Origin of the sequence: Nonomuraea sp. NPDC049655, from assembly GCF_044465465.1 — a bacterium.
Classification (GTDB): domain Bacteria; phylum Actinomycetota; class Actinomycetes; order Streptosporangiales; family Streptosporangiaceae; genus Nonomuraea.
This window is the reverse complement of the sequence record NZ_JBITLS010000003.1, coordinates 190,566-210,848: the sequence shown is the minus strand read 5'-3', so window position 1 is coordinate 210,848 and position 20,283 is coordinate 190,566. Positions and strand designations below refer to the sequence as shown.

Below are 20,283 nucleotides of genomic sequence, written 5' to 3'. Positions count from 1 at the left end.
GTGATCACCGTCGAGGACGTCCGGCGCTTCGCGCGCACCCTTCCGCGCTCGTCCGAGCACCTGATCCGGGACCGCGTCAAGTTCCGCGTCGGAAAGATCGTCTACGTGGCGTTCTCGCGGGACGAGACGCTGATGGGCTTCGGGTTCCCGAAGGAGGAACGCGAGGCCCTGGTGGCGGCCGAGCCGGACAAGTTCCTCATGCCCGGCGAGTCCGATCTGCGCTTCAACTGGGTGGTCGCCCGCATGGACGCCCTCGACGCGGCGGAGATGCGGGAGCTGGTGCTGGAGGCGTGGCGCATGTGCGTCCCCAAGAAGGTCCGCCTGGAACAGCAACTCCAGACCGGCCCCTGACCCGTTCCGCCGCGGCTACGACACCGACCGATGGAGGGCCGCGGTCAGGTCGGTGACGCGCTTGACCGAGCCGCTCCACGCGCTGCCCGCCGGATGGGCGGTGAGCACCGCCATGACCAGGCGGTCGCCGGCGCCGGCCAGGCCCGTCGTGTGCAGCACGGGCCGGCCGTAGTCGGGCACGCCCGAGCCGGTCGCGCGCTGCGCGATCCACGAGACGGGCGCGGCCAGGGCCTTGGGGTCGCACCTGCCGGGCGGCGTCGCGCCGAACCCCGACCAGCCCTGCTTGACCGCCCACGGCCTCGGCACCGCGCGCGGGATGCCGAAGGTCTGGTCGAAGCCGTCGGTGCCGCACGGAGTGGAGGCGCGCAGGTGGCCGAGGACGAGGTCGCGCACCCGGGCGTCGGCGGTGTCCAGCAGGTAGCGGTAGGTGCGGACGACGTCGTACGCGCTGAGCGAGGTGTAGCCCCAGAAGCCGGGCTTGGACGCGGGCGGCGGGGTGGTGTCGGCCAGACCGAGCCGGCGGGCGGTCCGGACGATGATCTGCCCCTTGCCGTCGCGGTCCCAGAACGCCGAGGCGGCGTCGTCGTCGCTGGAGCGCAGCATGATCTTCAGCAGCCGGGCGTCGGCCGGGGGCACGCTCTTGCGCCGCTCCAGGTAGTCGATCGCGATGAGGATCTTGACGACCGACGCCGAGCGGAACTTGCGGTGGGCGTTCCGGACGGCGACGATCTTGCCCGCCTTCCTGTCGAACACCACCCAGGCCGCCGTGGTGCCAGGGGGCACCTGGATCGGGCGGGCGACGGCGGCGTGGGCGGGCGTGGCCAGGGCGACGACGGGGACGACCGCCGCCGCGGCGGCCAGAGGCTTCATTCGCACCCGCCTATAACTACCAGATTGTGGCGTCCACCCCTTGACCGTCCAACGAAAGCGGGTATAAACACAGGAGAAACCAACCAGAAACGGCGGTGAACCAACATCATGTACGCCGAGGAGCGGCAGCAGGAGATCCTCCGCAGAGCGCGGGACGCGGGCCGCGTCGACGTGGTGCGGCTGGCCGCCGAGCTCGACGTGACCACCGAGACGATCCGCCGCGACCTGACCGCGCTGGAGCGGGCGGGCGTGCTGCGCCGGGTGCACGGCGGCGCGATCCCCGTGGAGCGCCTGGGGTTCGAGCCCGCGCTGGCCGCCCGCGACGAGGTGATGACCGCGGAGAAGGAGCGCATCGCCAAGGCGGCCCTGGCCGAGCTGCCCGAGGACGGCTCGGTCATCATCGACGCCGGCACCACCACCGGCCGCCTGGTCCAGGCGCTGCCCGCCGACCGCGAGCTCACCGTGATCGTCAACTCGCCGCCGCTGGCCACCGTCCTGGCCTCGCGGGCCAACCTCCAGGTGATCGTGCTGGGCGGGCGGCTGCGCGGCAAGACGCTGGCCACGGTCGACGACTGGGCGCTGCGCCCGCTGGCCCACCTCAACGTCGACGTCGCGTTCATGGGCGCCAACGGCTGCTCGCCCGCCCGGGGCCTGACCACGCCCGACCCGGCCGAGGCGGCGATCAAGCGGGCCATGGTCCGGGCCGCGCAGCGCAGCGTGCTGCTGGCCGACCACACCAAGTTCGGCAACACCTACCTGGCCACGTTCGCCGAGCTGGGCGAGATCGACGTGGTGATCACCGACGCCGGGATCGACCCGGCGCTGGCCGCCGACGTCGCCGCGGCCGGGCCGGAGGTGATCCGCGCGTGATCCTCACGTTGACGCTCAACCCGAGCCTCGACCGCACGATCGAGATCGCCGCCCTGGCCAGGGGCGCGGTGATCCGGGCCGCGCGGGCCCGGCTCGACCCGGGCGGCAAGGGCGTCAACGTCTCGCGGGCGCTGCTGGCCAACGGCGTCGCCGCCCGCGCCGTGCTGCCCTTCGCCGGGGACGAGGGCGCGCAGCTCGTCCGCCTGCTGGCCGCCGAGGGCCTGGACATGGTCACCGTCCCCGTGGCGGGCACGACCCGGTCCAACGTCACGCTCGCCGAGCCCGACGGCACGGTCACCAAGATCAACGAGCCGGGGCCCGCGTTGTCGGCGGCCGAGCTGGACACGATCGCCGAGACCGTGCTGGCCGCGGCACGGGAGGCGGACTGGGTGGTGGCCTCGGGCAGCCTGCCGCCCGGCGCGCCCGCCGACGTCTACGCCCGGCTGAGCCGCCGCTTCGCCGCCGCGGGCCTGCACGTCGCCGTGGACACCAGCGGCCCGGCTCTCGCCCGTGCGCTGGAGGCCGGTCCGGCGCTGGTCAAGCCCAACCTCGACGAGCTGGCCGCGGTGACCGGCCGACCGTTGCGCCGGGTCGGCGACGTGGTCGAGGCGGCGGCCGGGCTGCGCGCCGCGGGCGCCCGCACGGTGCTGGCCAGCCTCGGGGCCGACGGCGCCGTCCTCGTCCAGGACGACGGCGTCTGGTACGGCGAGGCCGCGGTCACCGGGCCGCGCAGCTCCGTCGGCGCCGGCGACGCCATGCTGGCCGGGTTCCTGGCCGCGGGCGGGCACGGCGTCCCCGCCCTGGCCGAGGCGCTGGCCTGGGGCGCGGCGGCGGTCCGGCTGCCCGGCAGCAGGATGCCCGGCCCCGCCGACATCGACCGCGCCGGGGTGCGCACGGGAGCCCCCGACCCGGCCCGCCCGCTCACCGTCCCGCACGCGCCGCCCGTCCCGGAGCCGGTCGCCCCCTCACCGCACGGCTGATCCACTGCTCATCCCCCCGAAGGAGCACGTCCATGGCCGACAGTTACACCCCTCCGGTCTACGGCACCGGAGTCAAGGCCACCATCCAGCGTCTAGGCGGCCATCTGGCCGGGATGATCATGCCGAACATCGGCGCGTTCATCGCCTGGGGCCTGATCACCGCGCTGTTCATCCCCACCGGCTGGCTGCCGGACAAGGAGCTGGCCGCGCTGGTCGACCCGGTCATCAAGGCCCTGCTGCCGATCCTCATCGCCTACACCGGCGGCCGCATGGTCCATGGGCAGCGCGGCGCGGTCGTCGGCGCGGTGGCGGCGATGGGCGTGGTCGTGGGCTCGGACATCCCGATGTTCCTGGGCGCGATGATCGTCGGCCCGCTCGCCGCCGTGATCCTGAAATATGTGGACAAGTTCACTGAGCAGCGGACCCGGGCCGGGTTCGAGATGCTGGTGGACAACTTCACCGCCGGCATCGTGGGCGCCGCGATGGCCGTGGCCGGGGTGCTGGGCATCGGGCCGGTCGTCCGGGTGGTCACCGACGCGGCGGGCCAGGCGGTCGAGTGGCTGATCACCAACAACCTGCTGCCGGTGGCCTCGGTGCTGATCGAGCCGGCCAAGGTGCTGTTCCTGAACAACGCGGTCAACCACGGCGTGCTGGGGCCGCTGGGGGTGGCCGAGGCGGTGCGGCAGGGCAAGTCGATCCTGTTCATGCTGGAGTCGAACCCCGGCCCCGGGCTCGGGCTGCTGGTGGCGTACCTGCTGTTCGGGCCGCGTCCGCTGCGGCCGAGCACGCCCGCCGCGATGATCATCCACTTCTTCGGCGGCATCCACGAGATCTACTTCCCGTACGTGCTGATGAAGCCGCGGCTCATCCTGGCCGTCATCGCGGGCGGCGCGGCCGGCGTGTTCACCTTCATGATCACCGGCGCGGGCCTGGTCGCCACGCCCTCCCCCGGCAGCATCTTCGCCTACCTCGCGGTGACGCCGCGCGGCGGCTGGCTCGGCTCGATCGCCGGGATCGCGGTGGCCACGGCCGTGTCGTTCGCCGTCGCCGCCGTGCTGCTGGGCTTCGGCCGGGGCGAGAAGGAGCCGGCGCCGGACGTCCCCGGCCCGCAGGACGCCGTCGCGGACCCGCCGGCGCCCGAACCCGCGAGCCCCGAGCCCGTCAGCACCGAACCCGCGAGCCCCGAGCCCGCGAACACCCGACCCGTCAGGACCGAACCCGTCAGCAAGGAGGCGTGAGCCGTGGCCGGCATCGACAGCAAGGACATCCACAAGATCGTCGTGGCCTGCGACGCGGGCATGGGCAGCAGCGTCATGCTCGCCTCACAGCTCCGCAAGCAGCTCAAGGAGAGCGGCGTCACCGTCGAGCACACTCCGGTGAACTCCATCCCCGCCGACGCCGACGTCGTCGTGTGCCACTCCGGGCTGGCCGCCCGGGCCAGGGCCGCCGCGCCGGGCAAGGCGCTGGTGTCCTTCCAGGTCTTCCTCGGCGACCCGGCGGTGACCGCGCTGGTGAACACCATCAGCAACGGCGGCGCCGTCGATGCGTGAGGACCTGCTCGACGCGCGGGCCATCCTGCTGCACGAGAGCGCGGCCTCGCGGGAGGAGGCCGTCCGCCGGTGCGGGCGGGTGCTGGTGGAGGTGGGAGCGGTCGCGGAGCCGTACGTCGAGGCGATGCTCGAACGCGAGCGCACGATCTCCACCTACGTCGGCGAGGGGGTGGCCGTCCCGCACGGCACGGCCGCCTCCAAGCGGGACGTCACGCGCGACGCGATCTGCGTCGTGCGCTTCCCCGGCGGGATCGACTGGGACGGCGAGCGCGTCACGCTGTGCGTGGGCATCGCCGCCGCCGGCGACGGGCACGTGCCGCTGCTGGCGGCGCTGGCCGAGATCCTGCTCGACCCCGACCGGGCCAGGGCGTTGCGCGAGGCGACGGAGCCGGGCCAGGTGCTGAAGGAGCTGACGTGAAGGTAGCCAGGTTCCACGCCCCGGGCGACATCAGGATCGAGGACGCGCCGGAGCCGCAGGCCGGGCCGGGCGAGCTGAAGATCCGGGTGCGCAACTGCTCGACCTGCGGCACCGACGCCAAGATCTTCCGGTACGGCCACCACCACATCAGGCCGCCGCGCGTGATGGGCCACGAGATCGCCGGCGAGGTCGTGGGCACCGGGGCGCGGGTGCAGGTGATCGCCGCCATCCCGTGCGGGACGTGCGCGGAGTGCCGCCGGGGCCGCCTGACCGTCTGCCCGCGCCAGGAGTCGATGGGCTACCACTACGACGGCGGCTTCGCCGAGTACGTGGTCGTCCCGGCCAAGGTGCTGGCGGTGAACGGCGTCAACCCCGTTCCGGACGGCGTCGGGTTCGCCGAGGCGTCGGTGGCCGAGCCGCTGGCCTGCGTGCTCAACGGCCAGTCGCTGGCCGGGGTGGGCGCGGGCGACGACGTCGTGGTGATGGGCGCGGGCCCGATCGGCTGCCTGCACGTACGGCTGGCGCGGGCGCGCGGCGCGTCCCGGGTCTTCCTGGTGGACGTCAACGCCGACCGGCTGGCGATGGCGGCCGAGCTGGTGCGTCCCGACGCGGTGATCGACTCCGACGCCGTCGGGCAGGTGCTCAAGCTGACCGGTGGCCGCGGCGCCGACGTCGTGATCACCGCGGCGGCCTCCGGCGCGGCCCAGGAGCAGGCGGTCCGTATGGCCGCCCGGCAGGGCCGCGTGAGCTTCTTCGGGGGGCTGCCGAAGGACGACCCGGTCATCGCGCTCGACGCCAACCTGGTCCACTACCGGGAGCTGACCATCGTGGGCGCGAACGGCTCCAGCCCCGCGCACAACGCCGAGGCCCTGCGCCTGGTGGCCGAGGGCGCCGTCGTGGTGTCCGACCTGATCACCCACCGGCTGCCGCTGCCCCGGGTGCTCGACGGGATCGACCTCGTCAGCACGGGCAAGGCGATCAAGGTGACGATAGAACCCTGAAGGAGGTTGGCGATGGCGAGTCGAACGGTGGCCGTGGCCTGCGCCGGCGGCCTGCACGCGCGTCCGGCGAAGGTGTTCGTGCGGGAGGCGGCCCGGCTCGGGGTGCCGGTGCGGGTGCGGCTCGGCGAGCGGTCGGTGCCGGCCGGCAGCATGCTGGGGGTGTTGTCGCTGGGCGCGGCGCAGGGCACGGTGGTGACGCTGGAGGCCGAGGGCGCGGGGGCCGAGGAGGCGCTCGACGCGCTGGCCGCCCTGCTGTCCCGCGACCTCGACGCCGTCCCCGCGCCCGGCGCGGCGGAAGCGGCGGCTGGGACCGCAAGCGGGGCGGCGGCCGGGGCCGGTGAGGCGCTCGATGGCTGAGGCGACGCTGAAGGGGGTGGGGGTCAGCCAGGGCCGCACCGCCGGGCCCGTGGTGCGGATGGCGGCCCCGCCGGTGCTGCCCGCACCCCGCCGGGTCACCGACCCCGTCGCCGAGACGGCCGCCGCCGCGAAGGCGCTCGACGCCCTCGCCGCCGACCTGGAACGCCGGGCCGCCCACGCCGGCGCCGAAGGGGCCGAGATCCTGGAGGCGCTGGCCATGATGGCCGCCGACCCGGAGCTGCGCGAGCAGGCCGAGGCGCACGTGCGCGACGACGGCCTGGACGCCCCCCACGCCCTGGACGCCGCCTTCTCCGCGCACCAGGAGGCCCTGGCCGCACTCGGCGGCTACCTCGCCGAGCGGGCCGCCGACCTCGACGACCTCAGGTCCCGCGCGGTGGCCGCCGCCCTGGGCCTGCCCATGCCGGGCGTGCCCGACCCCGGCCATCCGTTCGTGCTGGTGGCCGCGGACCTGTCGCCCGCCGACACCGTCGGCCTGGGCCCCCGGGTGCTGGCGCTGGTCACCGAGCGCGGCGGGCCCACCAGCCACACCGCCATCCTGGCCCGCGGCCGCGGCCTGCCCGCCGTGGTGGCCTGCGCGGGCGTCACGGACGTCCCCGACGGGACGCTGGTCGGCGTGGACGGCGTCACCGGCGAGGTCACGGTCGGCCTCACCGGCGAGGAGGCCGATCGCGTACGCGAGTCCGACCGGCGCGACCGCGAGCGGCTGGCGGCCAGCGCCGGGCCGGGCAGGACGGCCGACGGCCACCCGGTGAGGCTGTTGCACAACATCGGCTCGGCCGCGGACCTGCGGCCGGGCGCGGAGGGCGTGGGCCTGTTCCGCACCGAGTTCCTGTTCCTCGACCGCAGGCGGCCGCCGTCCCACGAGGAGCAGGTCACCGCGTACGCGGAGGTGTTCGCGGAGGTGTTCGCCACGGGCGGGCCGGTGACCGTGCGCACGCTCGACGCCGGCACCGACAAGCCGCTGCCCTTCCTCGGCCTGCCGGCCGAGCCCAACCCGGCGCTGGGCGTGCGCGGCCTGCGCGTCGACCGGGTGCTGCCCGGCGTCCTGGACGCCCAGCTCGACGCCATCGCCGAGGCCGCCCGCGCCACGGGCGCCGACGTGCGGGTGATGGCCCCGATGGTGACCACGGCGCGCGAGGCCGCCGACTTCGCCCGCCGCGTGCGCGCCCGCGGCCTCGCCCGCGCGGGCGTGATGGTCGAGGTGCCCGCCGCCGCCCTCCAGGCCGACGAGCTGCTGGCCGAGGTGGACTTCCTCAGCGTCGGCACCAACGATCTGGCCCAGTACACCTTCGCCGCCGACCGGCAGCATCCCGGCCTGTCCGACCTGCTCGACCCGGCTCAGCCCGCCCTGCTGCGGCTGGTCGGCATGTGCGCCGAGGCCGGGCTGCGGGCGGGCAAGCCGGTCGGGGTGTGCGGCGAGGCCGCCGGCGACCCGGCGGTCGCGCCGCTGCTGGTGGGGCTCGGGGTGTCCAGCCTGTCGATGGCCCCGGTGTGCGTGCCCGTCGTCCGCGAGGCGCTGGCGGCCCTCACCCTGGAGGAGTGCCGGGAGCGCGCGCGCCTGCCGCGGCGCTGACCGGTCAGCCGACCGGCTCGGGGTTGTGGGCCCTGAGCCGGAGCCGGTCGTCCTCGACGTCCACGGTGACCTTGCCGCCCTCGGCCACCTCGCCGGTCAGCAGCATCGTGGACAGGCGGTTGTCCAGTTCCCGCTGCACGGTCCGGCGCAGCGGGCGGGCGCCGAACTCGGGCTGGTAGCCGCGCCGGGCCAGCCAGTCCTTGGCCTCGTCGGTGACCTCCAGGGTGACGTTCTGGCCGCGCAGCCGCTGCCGGGTGCGCTCCAGCAGCAGGTCCACGATCTGGCGCAGCTGCTCGCGTTCCAGCCGCTTGAAGACGATCACCTCGTCGATGCGGTTGAGCAGCTCGGGGCGCAGGGAGTGGCGCAGCAGGTCCATGAGCTCGTCCTGCAGGCGCGGGGTGTCGCCCTCGGCGTCCAGGATGAGCTGGGCGCCGATGTTGCTGGTCATGATGACGATGGTGTTGGTGAAGTCGACCGTGCGGCCCTGGCCGTCGGTCAGGCGTCCGTCGTCGAGCATCTGGAGCAGGATGTTCATGACGTCGGGGTGGGCCTTCTCGATCTCGTCGAGCAGGATGACGCCGTGCGGGCGGCGGCGGACGGCCTCGGTGAGCTGGCCGGCCTCCTCGTAGCCGACGTACCCGGGGGGCGCGCCGATCAGGCGGGAGACGGTGTGCCGCTCCTGGAACTCGCTCATGTCGATGCGCACCATGTGGTCCTCGCCGCCGAACAGCGCGGCGGCCAGCGCCCTGGCCAGCTCGGTCTTGCCGACGCCGGTCGGGCCGAGGAACAGGAAGCTGCCGATGGGCCGGTTGGGGTCCGACAGGCCCGCCCTGGCCCTGCGTACCGCCTCGGCGATGGCGGTGACGGCCTCGTCCTGGCCGATGACCCGCTCGTGCAGGTGCTCCTCCAGCCGCATCAGCCGCTCGCGCTCCTGCTCGGTGAGCTGGGTGACGGGGATGCCGGTACGCCGGGAGACGACCTCGGCGATGTCCTCCACCATGACCTGCGGGACGGTGTCGTGGCCCTGCCGGGCGCGGTCCAGCTCGGGACGGAGCTTGTCGATCTGGACGGTGAGCTCCTTGGCCCGGTCGAAGTCGTCGGAGGTGACCGCCTGGTCCTTGTCGCGGCGCAGCGACTCCAGGCGTTCCTCCAGCTCGCGCACGTCGCTGCCGGGGGTGCGCGAGCGCAGCCGGACCCGGGCCGAGGCCTGGTCCATCAGGTCGATGGCCTTGTCGGGCAGGAAACGGTCGGAGATGTAGCGGGCCGAGAGGTTGGCGGCGGCGTCCAGGGCCTCGTCGGTGATGCGGACCTGGTGGTGGGCCTCGTAGGCGTCGCGCAGCCCGGCCAGGATCTCGACCGTCTGCTCGACGGTGGGCTCGCTGACCAGGATGGGCTGGAAACGGCGTTCGAGCGCGGCGTCCTTCTCGATGTTCTTGCGGTACTCGTCGATCGTGGTGGCGGCGATGACGTGCAGCTCGCCGCGGGCCAGGGCGGGTTTGAGGATGTTGGCCGCGTCCATGCCGCCCTCGGCCGAGCCGGCGCCGACCAGGGTGTGCACCTCGTCGATGAAGACGATGGTCTCGTCGGCGTGCGCGCGCACCTCGTCGATGACCTTCTTGATGCGCTCCTCGAACTCGCCCCGGTACTTGGACCCGGCGACCATGCCGGTCAGGTCGAGCGCGACGACGCGGCGGTCCTTGAGCGTGTCGGGCACGCTGCCGTTGACGATGCGCTGGGCGATGCCCTCGACGATGGCGGTCTTGCCGACGCCGGGCTCGCCGATCAGGCACGGGTTGTTCTTGGTGCGCCGCGAGAGCACCTCGATGGCCTGCTCGATCTCGTCCTCGCGGCCGACGACCGGGTCGATCCTGCCCTGCCTGGCCTCCTCGGTCAGGTCGCGGCCGTACTCGTCGAGCGCGGGGGTGTCCGTGGGCCGCCGCCCGTCGCCGTGCTGCTGGCGGGACGCGCCGGACATGATGGCCTGCTGCAGCTCGTTGGCCGAGACGCCCTGCTCCTGGAGCAGCCGGGCGGCCGCGGAGTCGGGGTTGGCGGCCAGGGCGAGCAGCAGGTGCTCGGGGCCGATGTAGGAGGACTGTAGGGCGCGGGAGATGCGCTGGGCGTCCAGGACGGCGCGTTTGGCCGCCGGGGTGAGCGTGGTGGGCGGCTCGGCGCCGGTGCCGGGTCCGGCCAGGGCGTCGATGCGGTCGCGCAGCCTGCCGAGGTCGACGCCCGCCGCCTGCATCAGCGGGCGGGTGGCGTCGGACTCGGTCAGCGCGTCGAGGACGTCGAGGACGTCCATGTCCTGGGCGCCGCGCTGCCCGGCGACCTCCAGGGCCCGGCTGAGCACCTCCCTGGCCGAGGCGCTGAGCAGCTTGCCCACGTCGACCCGCTGCACGCTGGGACGGGACGGCGGCCAGCCTTCCATCCCGCCGAACACCCGCCCTGTGAGCTCCTCGAACCCCCTGAACGGATCTCCCCCGAAGAACGACCTGAACGGCATGTCGGACATTTGATCTCCCCCTAGTGCATCAGGGGGACATCTAGCCGAAGAAGCCGCAAGTCATAGCCAGCAATCGGCAAAGGGACGCATGACTCAGCGGCTGTTCACTGCGTGGCGATGAGGTCGATGACGGGGGTGTCGCCCGAGACGAGCTCCAGCGTGCGATGCGCGGTGCCCGGGTTCTCCAGCAGCGCCATGACGACGGCGGCCACGTCGTCGCGCGGCACCGAGCCGGGCGGCGCCTCCGGGGCCAGCCGGACCAGGCCCGTGCCGGGCTCGTCGGTCAGGCGGCCGGGGCGCAGGATCGTCCAGGCCAGGCCGTCGCGGGCGCGCAGGTCGTCCTCGGCGGCGGTCTTGGCCTCGATGTAGGCGGCCCAGACCGCGTCGCTGCCCGGCGCGGGCGGGCGGCCGGCGCCCATGGAGGAGATCTGGATGAACCGCCGCACACCGGCCCGCTCGGCGGCGTCGGCCATCAGGACGGACGCGGCCCGGTCGACGGTGTCCTTGCGGGCCGCGCCGCTGCCCGGGCCGGCGCCGGCCGCGAAGATCACGGCGTCGGCGCCGCGCAGGATCTCCGTCACCTCGTCGGCGGTGGCCTGCTCCAGGTCGCACAGCACGGCCTCGGCCCCGGTGGCCTCGACGTCGGCCACGTGCGCGGGGTTGCGCACCAGGCCGACCGCGCCGGACCTGAGCCGCTCGGCCAGCCGCAGCGCGATCTTGCCGTGGCCACCCGCGATGATGATCCGCATGCCCCCCATGGTGTCATGGACGTCATGAACGACTTCCCGCAGGCCCCCACGCCCGCGTTCCTGTTCGACCTGGACGGCACCCTCATCGACAGCGTCTACCAGCACGTCGTCGCCTGGCGGCAGGCGCTGTCCGGGATGGGGATCGACCTGTCGGTGTGGCGCATCCACCGGCGCATTGGCATGAGCGGCGGCCTGTTCGTCAGCGCGCTGCTGCGCGAGACCGGGCTGAAGCTGACCCAGGAGCAGATCGACGAGCTCCAGGTGCACCACGCCGAGGCGTACGAGCAGCAGGTGGACTCGGTCAAGCCGCTGCCCGGCGCGGCCGAGCTGCTCGGCGAGCTGACCGCGCGCGGCGTGCCGTGGGCCATCGCGACCAGCGGCTACGCCCGTACGGCCCGGCTCGCGCTGGGCATGCTGGGCCTGCCGGAGGACACCCCGATGGTCACCCGCGACCAGGTGCGGCGGGCCAAGCCGGACCCGGATCTGTTCCTGGCCGGTGCGGCGCTCGTCCAGGTGGACCCGCTGCATGCGATGGTGGTGGGCGACAGCGTCTGGGATCTGCTGGCCGCCCGCCGGGCGGGCGCGCTCGGCATCGGGCTGCTGTCCGGTGGATATGGCAGGGACGAGCTCGAACGTGCCGGGGCCTTCCGCGTGTACGCCGATCCGGCGGACATGCTCGCCAGGCTGGACGAGCTCGGCGTGCGCTCCCCGTCCTGAGCGAAGGGGGAATATCTCGCCGAACCTCCCAGCTTGATCGTGCGTATCCCCCACAGAGGAGCATTGAAGATGGACTTGGCAGACATCGGCGTCACCGGCCTGGCCACCATGGGGCGCAACCTGGCCAGGAACCTGGCCAGGCACGGGTACGCCGTCGCCGTGCACAACCGCACGACGGCCCGCACCCAGCAGCTGGTCAGGGAGTTCGGCGGGGAGGGCACGTTCGTGCCGGCCGAGGAGCTGGCCGCCTTCGTGGCGTCGTTGAAGCGGCCGCGCCGGGCGATCATCATGGTGAAGGCGGGTCCGGGCACCGACGCGGTGATCGACCAGCTCGCCGAGCTGATGGAGCCGGGCGACATGATCGTCGACGGTGGCAACGCGCATTTCCAGGACACCCGGCGGCGTGAGGCGGCGCTGCGCGAGCGCGGCATCCATTTCGTCGGCACCGGCATCTCCGGCGGTGAGGAGGGCGCGCTGCTCGGCCCGAGCATCATGCCGGGCGGCTCGAAGGAGTCGTGGGAGGCGCTGGGCCCGATCCTGCAGGACATCTCCGCCAAGGTGGACGGGGTGCCGTGCGCCGTGCACGTCGGCCCCGACGGCGCCGGGCACTTCGTGAAGATGGTGCACAACGGCATCGAGTACTCGGACATGCAGCTCATCGCCGAGTCCTACGACCTGCTGCGCCAGGCCCTGGGGGCGACGCCGGCCGAGCTGGCCGAGGTGTTCAGGGAGTGGAACCGGGGCGACCTGGACTCGTACCTGATCGAGATCACCGCCGAGGTGCTGGAGCAGGTCGACGCGGCCACGGGCAAGCCGTTCGTGGACGTCGTGGTGGACCAGGCCGAGCAGAAGGGCACCGGCCGCTGGACCGTGCAGAGCGCGCTCGACCTGGGCGTGCCGGTGACCGGCATCGCCGAGGCGGTCTTCGCCCGCGCGTTGTCGGGCCATCCGGAGCAGCGCGCCGCCGCCGCGTCGCTGGAGGGCCCGCGGCTGTCCGGCGTCGGCGGCCGCGAGCTGATCGAGGACGTGCGCCAGGCCCTGTACGCGTCCAAGATCGTCGCCTACGCGCAGGGCTTCGACCAGATCGCCGCCGCCTCCGAGGAGTACGGCTGGGACGTCGACCCGGGCGCCATGGCCACCATCTGGCGCGGCGGCTGCATCATCAGGGCCAAGTTCCTCGACCGCATCCGCGCCGCCTACGACGCCGACCGGCGGCTTCCGACGCTGCTGGCCGACCCGACCTTCGCCGCCGCGCTGAACGCCGCGCAGGACGCGTGGCGGCGCGTGGTGACCACGGCCGTGCGCATCGGCGTGCCGACGCCGGGCTTCTCCTCCGCGCTGGCCTACTACGACGGGCTGCGCCGCGACCGCCTGCCGGCCGCGCTGGTGCAGGGGCTGCGCGACTACTTCGGCGCGCACACCTACCACCGGGTGGACCGGGAGGGCGCCTTCCACACCGACTGGTCGGGCGACCGCGACGAGCACCCCGCCTGACCGCCCCCAGGGCTCGGCGGACGGTCAGCCACCGGTCAGGGCGACCGGGTTGGCCACCGCCGTGACCACGCAGAACCCGATCGGCCCGGCCGTGTCGTGCAGGGTGACCTGGCCGGTCGCGACACCGCCGGCGCTGAGGTGGCCGGTGGCCTCGACGCCGATCAGCTCGCCCTCGGGCAGCCGGGCGAGCGTCAGCGTGTAGTCGGCGTTGATGAAGCTGACGCCCGCCGAGCCGACGTTGGCCAGCGGGCTGGCGAAGTCGGCGGCCAGGGCGGCGCGGGTGAGCGGCGACAGCGGCTCGTCGTCCACCAGCGGGTGGGTCTCGCGCAGCCACACCCGGTCGCGCCCGCCCTGCCCCCACTCGGTCAGCTGCCACAGGTCGAACGGCGGCTTCCAGCCCTGCCCCTCGGCCGGGTCGCCGGCGGGCGGCGGCTCGTCCCAGGCGGGCGTGTGCGGCAGCCGGCCGCCGGGCTGCTCGCCCTGCCGGAGCAGCACGGCCGAGGCCCGGCCGATCACGTTCTGTCCGGTGGAGAGCACGGCGTCGGCGACCCGGATCCGCCGTCCGTCCCTGACCAGGGTGGTCTCCACCGTGACCGGCAGCATGGGGCTGTTGCGGAACAGGTCGACGGTGAGCCTGGCGAAGTGCAGGCCGGGCTCGCCGTGCCGCTCCTCCAGGGCGCTCGCCGCCAGGCCGCCGAGCAGGCGGCCGTGGAGCATGTCAGGGGACCAGGGGCTGCGCGCGTGCGGGGCGGGCACGAACTCGCCCTCCTTGCGCGTGAAGAACGCTGACGTGGCCATCACCGAATCATATTCTGGAAGAGAGCAGCCGCCGTCCCAGGGCGTGCAGACGTTCCTTCAGCTCGGCCGGTTCGAGCACCTCGAAGTCGAGGTCGAGGAAGGCCACGGCCACGGCCATCAGGTGCAGGTCGTCGCCGCGCATGGTGAGCACGCAGGTGGCCTCGTCCACCGGCTCGACCTCGCCGCCGACGCGGCCGGCCAGCCGTCCGGCCGGGGCGTGGATCAGGAAGCGGGCCTGGACCGGCCACATCTGGTGGCCGAGGCGGTGCCGCACCCACGCGGCGACGTCGGCCTCCGGCGGCTCGCGGGGGGCGAAGCGCGGGCCGTTGGGCGTGCGCACCTCGATCCGGTCGGCCCGGTACGTGCGCCAGTCGTGGCGGTCGACGTCCCAGCCGACCAGGTACCAGCGGCTGCCCTTGCTGACCAGGCTGTGCGGCTCGGCCTTCCGCAGCGTGACGGCGCCCTCGTGGTCGGTGTAGTCGAAGCGCAGCTGCTCGCGGTCGCGGCAGGCGGCGGTGATGCGGGTCAGCAGCTCGGGGTCGACCGTCGGGCCCTGCCCGCCGACGCGCACGGTGTGCGTCTGCAGGGCGTTGACGCGCTGCCGCAGGCGGGCGGGCAGCACCTGTTCGAGCTTGGCCAGGGCGCGCAGCGAGGTCTCCTCGATGCCGGTCACCGTGCCGCCGGCGGCCGTGCGCAGGCCGACCGCGACCGCCACGGCCTCCTCGTCGTCGAGCAGCAGCGGCGGCAGCTCCGCGCCGGGGCCGAGCCGGTAACCGCCCGCCACCCCCGGCGTGGAGCCCACCGGGTAGCCGAGGCTGCGCAGCCGGTCGATGTCGCGGCGCAGCGTGCGCGGGGCCACGCCGAGCCGTTGCGACAGTTCCGCGCCGGGCCACTCGCGCCGGGTCTGCAGGAGGGAGAGCAGGCGCAGCAGCCGCGCCGAGGTGTCGAGCACGGGTCCATTGTGGCCCGATCCTGGCCGCAATGCTGCCTAGCGTGGGCGGCATGAACCGATTCGTCATCGACATCCCGCAGTCCGCGATCGACGACCTGCGGGCGCGGCTGGCCCGTACGCGCCGGCCGGACGCCCTGGAGGGGGTCGGCTGGTCCTACGGCGTGCCGCCCGAGGCCGTGCGCGAGCTGGCCGCGTACTGGCTGGACGGCTACGACTGGCGGGCGCACGAGGCGCGGCTCAACGAGCTGCCGCAGTTCACGACCGAGATCGACGGCCAGCGCGTGCACTTCGCCCACGTGCGCTCGCCGCGTCCCGGCGCGCTGCCGCTGCTGCTGACGCACGGCTGGCCGAGCACGTTCGCCGACTTCTCCCGCGTGGCCGAGGCGCTCAGCCGCGACTTCCACCTCGTCATCCCGTCCGTGCCCGGGTTCGCCTTCTCCGGCCCCACCACCGAGACCGGCTGGGGCGTGCGCCGGGTCGCCGCCGCCTGGATCGAGCTCATGGACCGCCTCGGCTACGACCGGTACGGCCTCCAGGGCGGCGACTTCGGCTCGCTCGTCTCGCCCACCCTGGCCCGGATGGTCCCCGAGCGGGTGGCGGGCGTGCACCTGAACGCGCTCACGGCGTTCGTCTCCGACGACCTGTCCGGGCTGACCGAGGCCGAGACCGAGCGCGCGCGGCGGATCGAGCGCTGGCACCGCGAGTTCTCGGGGTACGCCGCCATCCAGAGCACCAGGCCGCAGACCCTCGCCTACGCCCTGGCCGACTCGCCGTCCGGCCAGCTCGCCTGGCACCTGGACGCGTTCGCGAGCTGGGGCCAGGACGCCGGCGGGGTCGCCCCCGACGACGTCCTGACCAACGTCACCATCACCTGGCTGACCGGCACCGCCGGCTCCGCCGCGCGCCTGTACCGGGAGAGCGGCGGTGACTGGGCGCCGCCCGCCGAGCCCGGCACGACGCCGACGGCCGTGGCCGTCTTCCCCGGCGACAGCACGGTCCGCCGCTACGCCGAGCGCTCCCACAACGTGGTGCGCTGGTCGGAGCCGGCGCGCGGCGGCCACTACGCCGCCCTGCAGGCCCCCGACCTGCTGGCCGAGGACGTCAGCTCGTTCTTCGCCGAGCTCTAGCCGTTCTGTCGGGCACTTCGTTCTTCGCCGAGCTCTAGCCGTTCTGTCGGGCACTTCGTTCTTCGCCGGGCTCTATCCGGGCATCACGCAGAACGGGTGGCCCTCGGGGTCGAGCAGCACCGTCCAGTCGTCGCCGCCCGGCTGGTGGCCGGGCAGGGAGGCGCCCAGGGCGACCAGCGCCCGCCTGGCCTCCTCGACGTCGGGGACGGTGAGGTCGAGGTGCACGTGCTTGCCGTCGTTGGGCCAGCCCGGGCCCTGGTAGCCGTCGATCCGCTGGAAGGCCAGCGGCACGGGGCCGCCGGTGACGGTGGCGTAGCCGGGGTCGGAGTCGCCGACCTGCCAGCCGGTCGCCTTGGCATAGAAGCCCGCCAGGGCGACGGGGTCGGCGCAGTCGAAAACAATGGAGGAAATCACTGTCGTCATGCCCCCACCCTTGCCGGTGCCACCCCCCAAGGTCTTGAACATCCTTGCACCCCCGCACACACCGCCACCCCTCCGCCGCGCCCTCGCCCTCCGCCCGCGACACACCGCGCCCCTTCCGCCGCGCACCTCATCGCCCGGCCCCATGTCTCCGCGTCCCATGTCTCCGCCGCGTCCCCGCCGACGCCGCACCCCCGAAGGGGCCGGACGGGCCCGTAAGGCCCAAGGCCCTGGCGGGGGAGATTGTCGGTGGTGGGGCGTAGCGTTCGGCGGGTGCGATCCTCCAAGCCGCTGGCCCGTGGGAAGGGCTTCACCCTCGACCTGGTGACCTGCGCCGACGACCACCGCGGCTGGTCGCGTCCCGAGGTGGGCCGGGCCCACCGCATGGTGCTGGTCCACCGCGGCGCGTTCCGCCGCATGGCCGACGGCCGCAAGGCCGCCGTCGACCCGACGATGGCCTACCTCGGCGCCCCCGGCGAGGAGGAACGCTTCGCCCACCCGGCGGGCGGCGACGTCTGCACCTCCCTCTCCCTGTCCCCCGCCCTCTGGCGCACGCTCGCGGGCGACGCCACCCGCCTCGCCCGCTCCACGGTCTACGTCGACGCCCGCCTCGAACTCGCGCACCGCCGCCTGTTGGCCACCGCCCGCGCGGGAGACCCCGACTTCGCCCTGGTCGAATCCCTGCTGTCGCTGACCGGCGCCACCCTCACCCAGCTGGCCGGCCCCACCACCCCGGCCGCCGCAGAGGGGGCGGCCGTGGCACGCCGGCCCGCCCCGTCCCCCGCCCGCTCCACCGCGGCCATCGCCGACGCCGCCCGCGAGGCGATCTCGGCCGATCATCCGGCGGCCGCCGGGCTGTTGCCGCTGGCGGAGCTGCTGGCCGTCTCCCCCTACCGGCTCAGCCGGGCCTTCACCCGCGAGCTGGGCGTCTCGCTGACCCACTACCGCAACCGGGTGCGCGTGAGCCGGGCGCTCGACCGGCTGGAGAGCGGCGAGACCGGCCTGGCCGCGCTCGCCGCCGACCTCGGGTTCGCCGACCAGGCCCACCTGACCCGTACGATCCGCCGCCACGTCGGCCACACCCCGACGGTCCTGCGCCGCCTGCTGACCTCCCCCGCTCCCCTCGGGCGGGTGGATTTCGGGTCGCCTGCCACCGTAAGCTCCCCCAATGCGTGATGCAGGTGAGGACCCCCGGCCCGCCCGGGGCGTCGTACGCGAGGTCCACTCGCTCAACGGTCCCGTCACTCTGGCCTACTCCCCCGACCTCGACGGCCTGGCCGATCCGGGGGAGATCGTGTGGGCGTGGGTGCCGTACGAGGAGGATCCGTCGCGGGGCAAGGACCGGCCGCTGCTGGTCGTGGGCCGTACCGGGCGCAGGCTGCTCGGCATGATGTTGTCGAGCAAGGGCGACGACGGCTCCGACTGGCTGGAGATCGGCGCGTGGGGCCGCGACGGGCGGGTGTCGTACCTGCGGCTCGACCGGGTCTTCGTGCTGGACGAGGGCGACATCCGCCGCGAGGGCGCGGTGCTCGACGGCGACCGGTTCGCCCGGGTGGCCTCCGTCCTGATGCAGACGCACGGGTGGGGCGTGGGCTGACCCGCGTGCGGCCCGGTCATCCCCGCACCGGTGCGCTCCCGCAGCGGTGGGCAGTCCTGTAGCCCCCGGGGATGGGCGTGAGGGAGTATCCGGATGGTAAGCGCACGATCCGGTCATCGTCCGAGATCGCCCGCGCCTGCGATCATGGGTGCATGCGTGTTGTGGTGATCGGCAGCGGGATCGTCGGGGCGAGCGCGGCCTACTACCTGAGCGGCCGCGGCGTGGCCGTGACCGTGGTGGACCGCGGCTCCCAGGGCCAGGCGACCCAGGCGGGCGCGGGCATCGTGTGCCCCTGGGTGGACCATCCGGAGGACGACGCCTGGTACCGGCTGACCAGCGAGGGCGCCCGCCACTACCCGAGGCTGGTCGAGGCCCTGGGCGAGGACATCGGCTACGCCAAGGTCGGGGCCCTGCTGGTGGCGGAGGACCCGGTCGATCTCGAACCGGTGCGGGCCCTGCTGCGCCGCCGCTACGCCGACGCGCCCGAGATGGGCGAGGTCACCGACGTGCTGACGCCGTCCGACCTGTTCCCGCCGCTGTCCGACGACCTCAGCGCGCTCCTCGTGCCGGGCGCCGCCCGGGTGGACGGCAGCGCCGTACGCGACGCGCTGCTGCGCGCCGCCGTCGCCCGGGGCGCCGAGGTGCTGCACGGCAGCGCCGTCCTCACCGCCGACGGGCAGGTGCGCCTGCACGCCGCCGACGAGGACATCCCGGCGGGGAACGGGCCGCGGCGGGCCCAGCCGGGGCCGGGAGCCGGCGCGGTGAGCGGCCGGACCACCTCCTGGCGCCAGGCCGCTCCGCTCGCGCCGGACTATCCGCCGTCCGCCACCGGCGACCTGACCGAGAGCCCTCTTGAGGCGTCCGCCGAGGGACCGGTCGGCGCAGCGGGCGACGCTCCCTTCGGCGGCCCTCCGGACGGCTCCCCGGGAGGTCCCGCCCCGGCCTCCGAGCCCGTCCCGCCCGTGGTGGAGCCGATCGTCCCCGTGCCGCCGGCCGAACCCGTCGCCCCTTCCGCGGCCGGACGCGTGCCCGCCGGCGAGGGCGTCCCGCAGGAGGCGGACGTCGTGATCGTGGCGGCCGGGGCGTGGACGGGCGAGGTGTGCCGTCCGCTCGGGGTGGAGCTGCCGGTGTTCCCCCGGCGCGGGCAGATCCTGCACGCCACCCTCGACGGCGTGGACACCGCCTTCTGGCCCATCGTGCTGCCCAGGAGCGGGCCGTACCTGCTGGGGTTCCCCGGCTCGCGGGTGGTGATCGGCGCGACCGTGGAGGACGTCGGGTTCGCGCCCCGGGTCACGATGGGCGGGCTCGAAGAGGTGATCGCAGCGGGATTGCGGGTGGCGCCCGGCCTGTTCGGGGCGACGGTGTCCGAGACGAGGGTCGGCCTGCGGCCGGTCAACGCCCCCGGCCCCGCGCTCATCGGGCGGCTCACGCCGCGGGTGGTCGTGGCGACGGGGCTGAGCGCGTACGGGCTGACGGCGGGCCCGTTCACCGGCGAACTCGTCGCCAAGCTGGCCCTCGACGAACACCCCCCCATCGACCTCACCCCCTACGCACCCCGCACCGCCTGACCCTCGGCCGGGCCGGGGCCCGACCGGGCGAACGTCCCGCGCGGCAGGAAAGGCGTCCATCGGCCTCCGCCCCAGAGCGTTCCAGCGGGACGACGCCACACCCGGACGGCAGGCCGGCCCAGGAACAACGGCGACCGCCGCAGACCTGCCGCATCCAGACAGCGGGCCGGCCCAGCACGAGCCACTCCCCGTCCGAACGGCAGGCCGACCCACGACGGGAGCCGTGCCGCGTCCGGATGGCGGGCCAAACCGGGACGAGAGCGGACCGTGCCGCGTCCAGACAGCGGGCCGGACGAGAACAAGGGCGGCCGGCGGAGGCCATGTCGCGTCCGAAGGGCAGGGCTTAGCGGTAAGTAGGCGTTAGTCAGAC

Annotated in this window: 21 protein-coding genes; 15 read left to right on the top strand and 6 right to left on the bottom strand. The window is 74.3% G+C overall.

Annotation, left to right across the window (positions count from 1 at the left end):
* Complete coding sequence (locus ACIBQ6_RS10645) at positions 1 to 351, top strand: MmcQ/YjbR family DNA-binding protein (protein ID WP_352350971.1); 351 nt, start codon at positions 1 to 3, stop codon at positions 349 to 351.
* 15 nt (positions 352 to 366) lie between these two features.
* Here the strand turns inward: ACIBQ6_RS10645 and ACIBQ6_RS10640 are convergent, their stop codons facing one another.
* Positions 367 to 1,221 carry a hypothetical protein gene (locus ACIBQ6_RS10640; RefSeq protein ID WP_397211193.1) on the bottom strand — a complete coding sequence of 285 codons (855 nt, stop codon included), beginning with the start codon at positions 1,219 to 1,221 and terminating at the stop codon, positions 367 to 369.
* 108 nt (positions 1,222 to 1,329) lie between these two features.
* On the opposite strand from ACIBQ6_RS10640, the gene ACIBQ6_RS10635 reads away from it, so the two are divergent.
* From ACIBQ6_RS10635 to ptsP, 8 genes are read left to right on the top strand one after another with little or no spacing between them, the layout of a single operon-like run.
* A complete protein-coding gene (locus tag ACIBQ6_RS10635; RefSeq protein WP_352350975.1) occupies positions 1,330 to 2,091 on the top strand; it encodes a DeoR/GlpR family DNA-binding transcription regulator in 762 nt (253 codons plus the stop codon).
* Positions 2,088 to 3,071 (top strand): 1-phosphofructokinase, encoded by a 984-nt coding sequence (gene pfkB / locus ACIBQ6_RS10630; protein ID WP_397211191.1) that lies wholly within the window; start codon positions 2,088 to 2,090, stop codon positions 3,069 to 3,071. The genes ACIBQ6_RS10635 and pfkB overlap by 4 nt, the downstream gene beginning before the upstream one ends.
* A gap of 32 nt (positions 3,072 to 3,103) precedes the next feature.
* Positions 3,104 to 4,309 carry a PTS mannitol transporter subunit IICB gene (locus ACIBQ6_RS10625; protein WP_358286404.1) on the top strand — a complete coding sequence of 402 codons (1,206 nt, stop codon included), beginning with the start codon at positions 3,104 to 3,106 and terminating at the stop codon, positions 4,307 to 4,309.
* Positions 4,310 to 4,312: 3 nt separating this feature from the next.
* The gene (locus ACIBQ6_RS10620) at positions 4,313 to 4,621 is read left to right on the top strand and encodes a PTS lactose transporter subunit IIB (RefSeq protein ID WP_397211189.1); all 309 of its coding nucleotides are present in this window, start codon (positions 4,313 to 4,315) and stop codon (positions 4,619 to 4,621) included.
* Positions 4,614 to 5,039 carry a PTS sugar transporter subunit IIA gene (locus ACIBQ6_RS10615; RefSeq protein WP_358011434.1) on the top strand — a complete coding sequence of 142 codons (426 nt, stop codon included), beginning with the start codon at positions 4,614 to 4,616 and terminating at the stop codon, positions 5,037 to 5,039. Before ACIBQ6_RS10620 ends, ACIBQ6_RS10615 begins: the two co-directional genes overlap by 8 nt.
* Positions 5,036 to 6,040, top strand: a complete 1,005-nt coding sequence (locus tag ACIBQ6_RS10610; RefSeq protein ID WP_358286400.1) for a zinc-dependent dehydrogenase — start codon at positions 5,036 to 5,038, stop codon at positions 6,038 to 6,040. The genes ACIBQ6_RS10615 and ACIBQ6_RS10610 overlap by 4 nt, the downstream gene beginning before the upstream one ends.
* A 12-nt stretch (positions 6,041 to 6,052) precedes the next feature.
* Positions 6,053 to 6,397 (top strand): HPr family phosphocarrier protein, encoded by a 345-nt coding sequence (locus ACIBQ6_RS10605; protein ID WP_397211187.1) that lies wholly within the window; start codon positions 6,053 to 6,055, stop codon positions 6,395 to 6,397.
* Complete coding sequence (gene ptsP, locus ACIBQ6_RS10600) at positions 6,390 to 7,991, top strand: phosphoenolpyruvate--protein phosphotransferase (protein ID WP_397211185.1); 1,602 nt, start codon at positions 6,390 to 6,392, stop codon at positions 7,989 to 7,991. Before ACIBQ6_RS10605 ends, ptsP begins: the two co-directional genes overlap by 8 nt.
* A gap of 4 nt (positions 7,992 to 7,995) precedes the next feature.
* Here the strand turns inward: ptsP and ACIBQ6_RS10595 are convergent, their stop codons facing one another.
* Entirely contained in the window at positions 7,996 to 10,500 is a 2,505-nt protein-coding gene (locus ACIBQ6_RS10595; protein WP_358286394.1) for an ATP-dependent Clp protease ATP-binding subunit, read from the bottom strand.
* A 95-nt stretch (positions 10,501 to 10,595) separates the two neighbouring features.
* Positions 10,596 to 11,240, bottom strand: coding sequence for an SDR family oxidoreductase (locus ACIBQ6_RS10590; RefSeq protein ID WP_397211183.1), 645 nt, complete (start codon positions 11,238 to 11,240; stop codon positions 10,596 to 10,598).
* Between the two features lie 24 nt (positions 11,241 to 11,264).
* Between ACIBQ6_RS10590 and ACIBQ6_RS10585 the strand changes: the two genes are divergently transcribed.
* Both ACIBQ6_RS10585 and gndA read left to right on the top strand, forming a co-directional pair.
* Positions 11,265 to 11,957 (top strand): HAD family hydrolase, encoded by a 693-nt coding sequence (locus tag ACIBQ6_RS10585; RefSeq protein WP_358287554.1) that lies wholly within the window; start codon positions 11,265 to 11,267, stop codon positions 11,955 to 11,957.
* 69 nt (positions 11,958 to 12,026) lie between these two features.
* On the top strand, positions 12,027 to 13,451 hold the full coding sequence (gene gndA, locus ACIBQ6_RS10580) for an NADP-dependent phosphogluconate dehydrogenase (protein WP_358286390.1): 1,425 nt from the start codon (positions 12,027 to 12,029) through the stop codon (positions 13,449 to 13,451).
* A 24-nt stretch (positions 13,452 to 13,475) separates the two neighbouring features.
* Here the strand turns inward: gndA and ACIBQ6_RS10575 are convergent, their stop codons facing one another.
* Together ACIBQ6_RS10575 and ACIBQ6_RS10570 are read right to left on the bottom strand one after the other, a co-directional pair.
* Positions 13,476 to 14,249: a thioesterase family protein gene (locus tag ACIBQ6_RS10575; protein WP_397211181.1), complete on the bottom strand. Its 774-nt coding sequence runs from the start codon at positions 14,247 to 14,249 to the stop codon at positions 13,476 to 13,478.
* Positions 14,250 to 14,256: 7 nt separating this feature from the next.
* Positions 14,257 to 15,201 carry a helix-turn-helix transcriptional regulator gene (locus ACIBQ6_RS10570; RefSeq protein WP_397211179.1) on the bottom strand — a complete coding sequence of 315 codons (945 nt, stop codon included), beginning with the start codon at positions 15,199 to 15,201 and terminating at the stop codon, positions 14,257 to 14,259.
* 50 nt (positions 15,202 to 15,251) lie between these two features.
* On the opposite strand from ACIBQ6_RS10570, the gene ACIBQ6_RS10565 reads away from it, so the two are divergent.
* Positions 15,252 to 16,328 carry an epoxide hydrolase family protein gene (locus ACIBQ6_RS10565; protein WP_397211177.1) on the top strand — a complete coding sequence of 359 codons (1,077 nt, stop codon included), beginning with the start codon at positions 15,252 to 15,254 and terminating at the stop codon, positions 16,326 to 16,328.
* Between the two features lie 72 nt (positions 16,329 to 16,400).
* On the opposite strand, the gene ACIBQ6_RS10560 is transcribed toward ACIBQ6_RS10565, so the two are convergent.
* Complete coding sequence (locus tag ACIBQ6_RS10560) at positions 16,401 to 16,751, bottom strand: VOC family protein (protein ID WP_358286382.1); 351 nt, start codon at positions 16,749 to 16,751, stop codon at positions 16,401 to 16,403.
* Between the two features lie 270 nt (positions 16,752 to 17,021).
* Here ACIBQ6_RS10560 and ACIBQ6_RS10555 point away from each other — a divergent pair, with 270 nt between their 5' ends.
* The 3 genes from ACIBQ6_RS10555 to ACIBQ6_RS10545 all read left to right on the top strand — a co-directional run bounded on the left by ACIBQ6_RS10555 (position 17,022) and on the right by ACIBQ6_RS10545 (position 19,913).
* On the top strand, positions 17,022 to 17,924 hold the full coding sequence (locus ACIBQ6_RS10555) for a helix-turn-helix domain-containing protein (protein WP_397211174.1): 903 nt from the start codon (positions 17,022 to 17,024) through the stop codon (positions 17,922 to 17,924).
* On the top strand, positions 17,917 to 18,345 hold the full coding sequence (locus tag ACIBQ6_RS10550; protein WP_358286380.1) for a type II toxin-antitoxin system PemK/MazF family toxin: 429 nt from the start codon (positions 17,917 to 17,919) through the stop codon (positions 18,343 to 18,345). Before ACIBQ6_RS10555 ends, ACIBQ6_RS10550 begins: the two co-directional genes overlap by 8 nt.
* Before the next feature lie 152 nt (positions 18,346 to 18,497).
* A complete protein-coding gene (locus tag ACIBQ6_RS10545; RefSeq protein ID WP_397211172.1) occupies positions 18,498 to 19,913 on the top strand; it encodes an NAD(P)/FAD-dependent oxidoreductase in 1,416 nt (471 codons plus the stop codon).
* Positions 19,914 to 20,283 lie beyond the last annotated feature (370 nt).

Excerpts from the sequence above, each read along its gene's own strand:
- ACIBQ6_RS10575 (WP_397211181.1), bottom strand. The coding sequence starts at position 14,249 with ATGGCCACGTCAGCGTTCTTCACGCGCAAGGAGGGCGAGTTCGTGCCC.
- ACIBQ6_RS10595 (WP_358286394.1), bottom strand. The coding sequence starts at position 10,500 with ATGTCCGACATGCCGTTCAGGTCGTTCTTCGGGGGAGATCCGTTCAGG.
- ACIBQ6_RS10590 (WP_397211183.1), bottom strand. The coding sequence starts at position 11,240 with ATGCGGATCATCATCGCGGGTGGCCACGGCAAGATCGCGCTGCGGCTG.
- ACIBQ6_RS10560 (WP_358286382.1), bottom strand. The coding sequence starts at position 16,751 with ATGACGACAGTGATTTCCTCCATTGTTTTCGACTGCGCCGACCCCGTC.
- ptsP (WP_397211185.1), top strand. The coding sequence starts at position 6,390 with ATGGCTGAGGCGACGCTGAAGGGGGTGGGGGTCAGCCAGGGCCGCACC.
- ACIBQ6_RS10545 (WP_397211172.1), top strand. The coding sequence starts at position 18,498 with ATGCGTGTTGTGGTGATCGGCAGCGGGATCGTCGGGGCGAGCGCGGCC.
- ACIBQ6_RS10615 (WP_358011434.1), top strand. The coding sequence starts at position 4,614 with ATGCGTGAGGACCTGCTCGACGCGCGGGCCATCCTGCTGCACGAGAGC.
- ACIBQ6_RS10635 (WP_352350975.1), top strand. The coding sequence starts at position 1,330 with ATGTACGCCGAGGAGCGGCAGCAGGAGATCCTCCGCAGAGCGCGGGAC.
- gndA (WP_358286390.1), top strand. The coding sequence starts at position 12,027 with ATGGACTTGGCAGACATCGGCGTCACCGGCCTGGCCACCATGGGGCGC.
- ACIBQ6_RS10640 (WP_397211193.1), bottom strand. The coding sequence starts at position 1,221 with ATGAAGCCTCTGGCCGCCGCGGCGGCGGTCGTCCCCGTCGTCGCCCTG.
- ACIBQ6_RS10585 (WP_358287554.1), top strand. The coding sequence starts at position 11,265 with ATGAACGACTTCCCGCAGGCCCCCACGCCCGCGTTCCTGTTCGACCTG.
- ACIBQ6_RS10625 (WP_358286404.1), top strand. The coding sequence starts at position 3,104 with ATGGCCGACAGTTACACCCCTCCGGTCTACGGCACCGGAGTCAAGGCC.
- ACIBQ6_RS10605 (WP_397211187.1), top strand. The coding sequence starts at position 6,053 with ATGGCGAGTCGAACGGTGGCCGTGGCCTGCGCCGGCGGCCTGCACGCG.
- ACIBQ6_RS10565 (WP_397211177.1), top strand. The coding sequence starts at position 15,252 with ATGAACCGATTCGTCATCGACATCCCGCAGTCCGCGATCGACGACCTG.
- ACIBQ6_RS10550 (WP_358286380.1), top strand. The coding sequence starts at position 17,917 with ATGCGTGATGCAGGTGAGGACCCCCGGCCCGCCCGGGGCGTCGTACGC.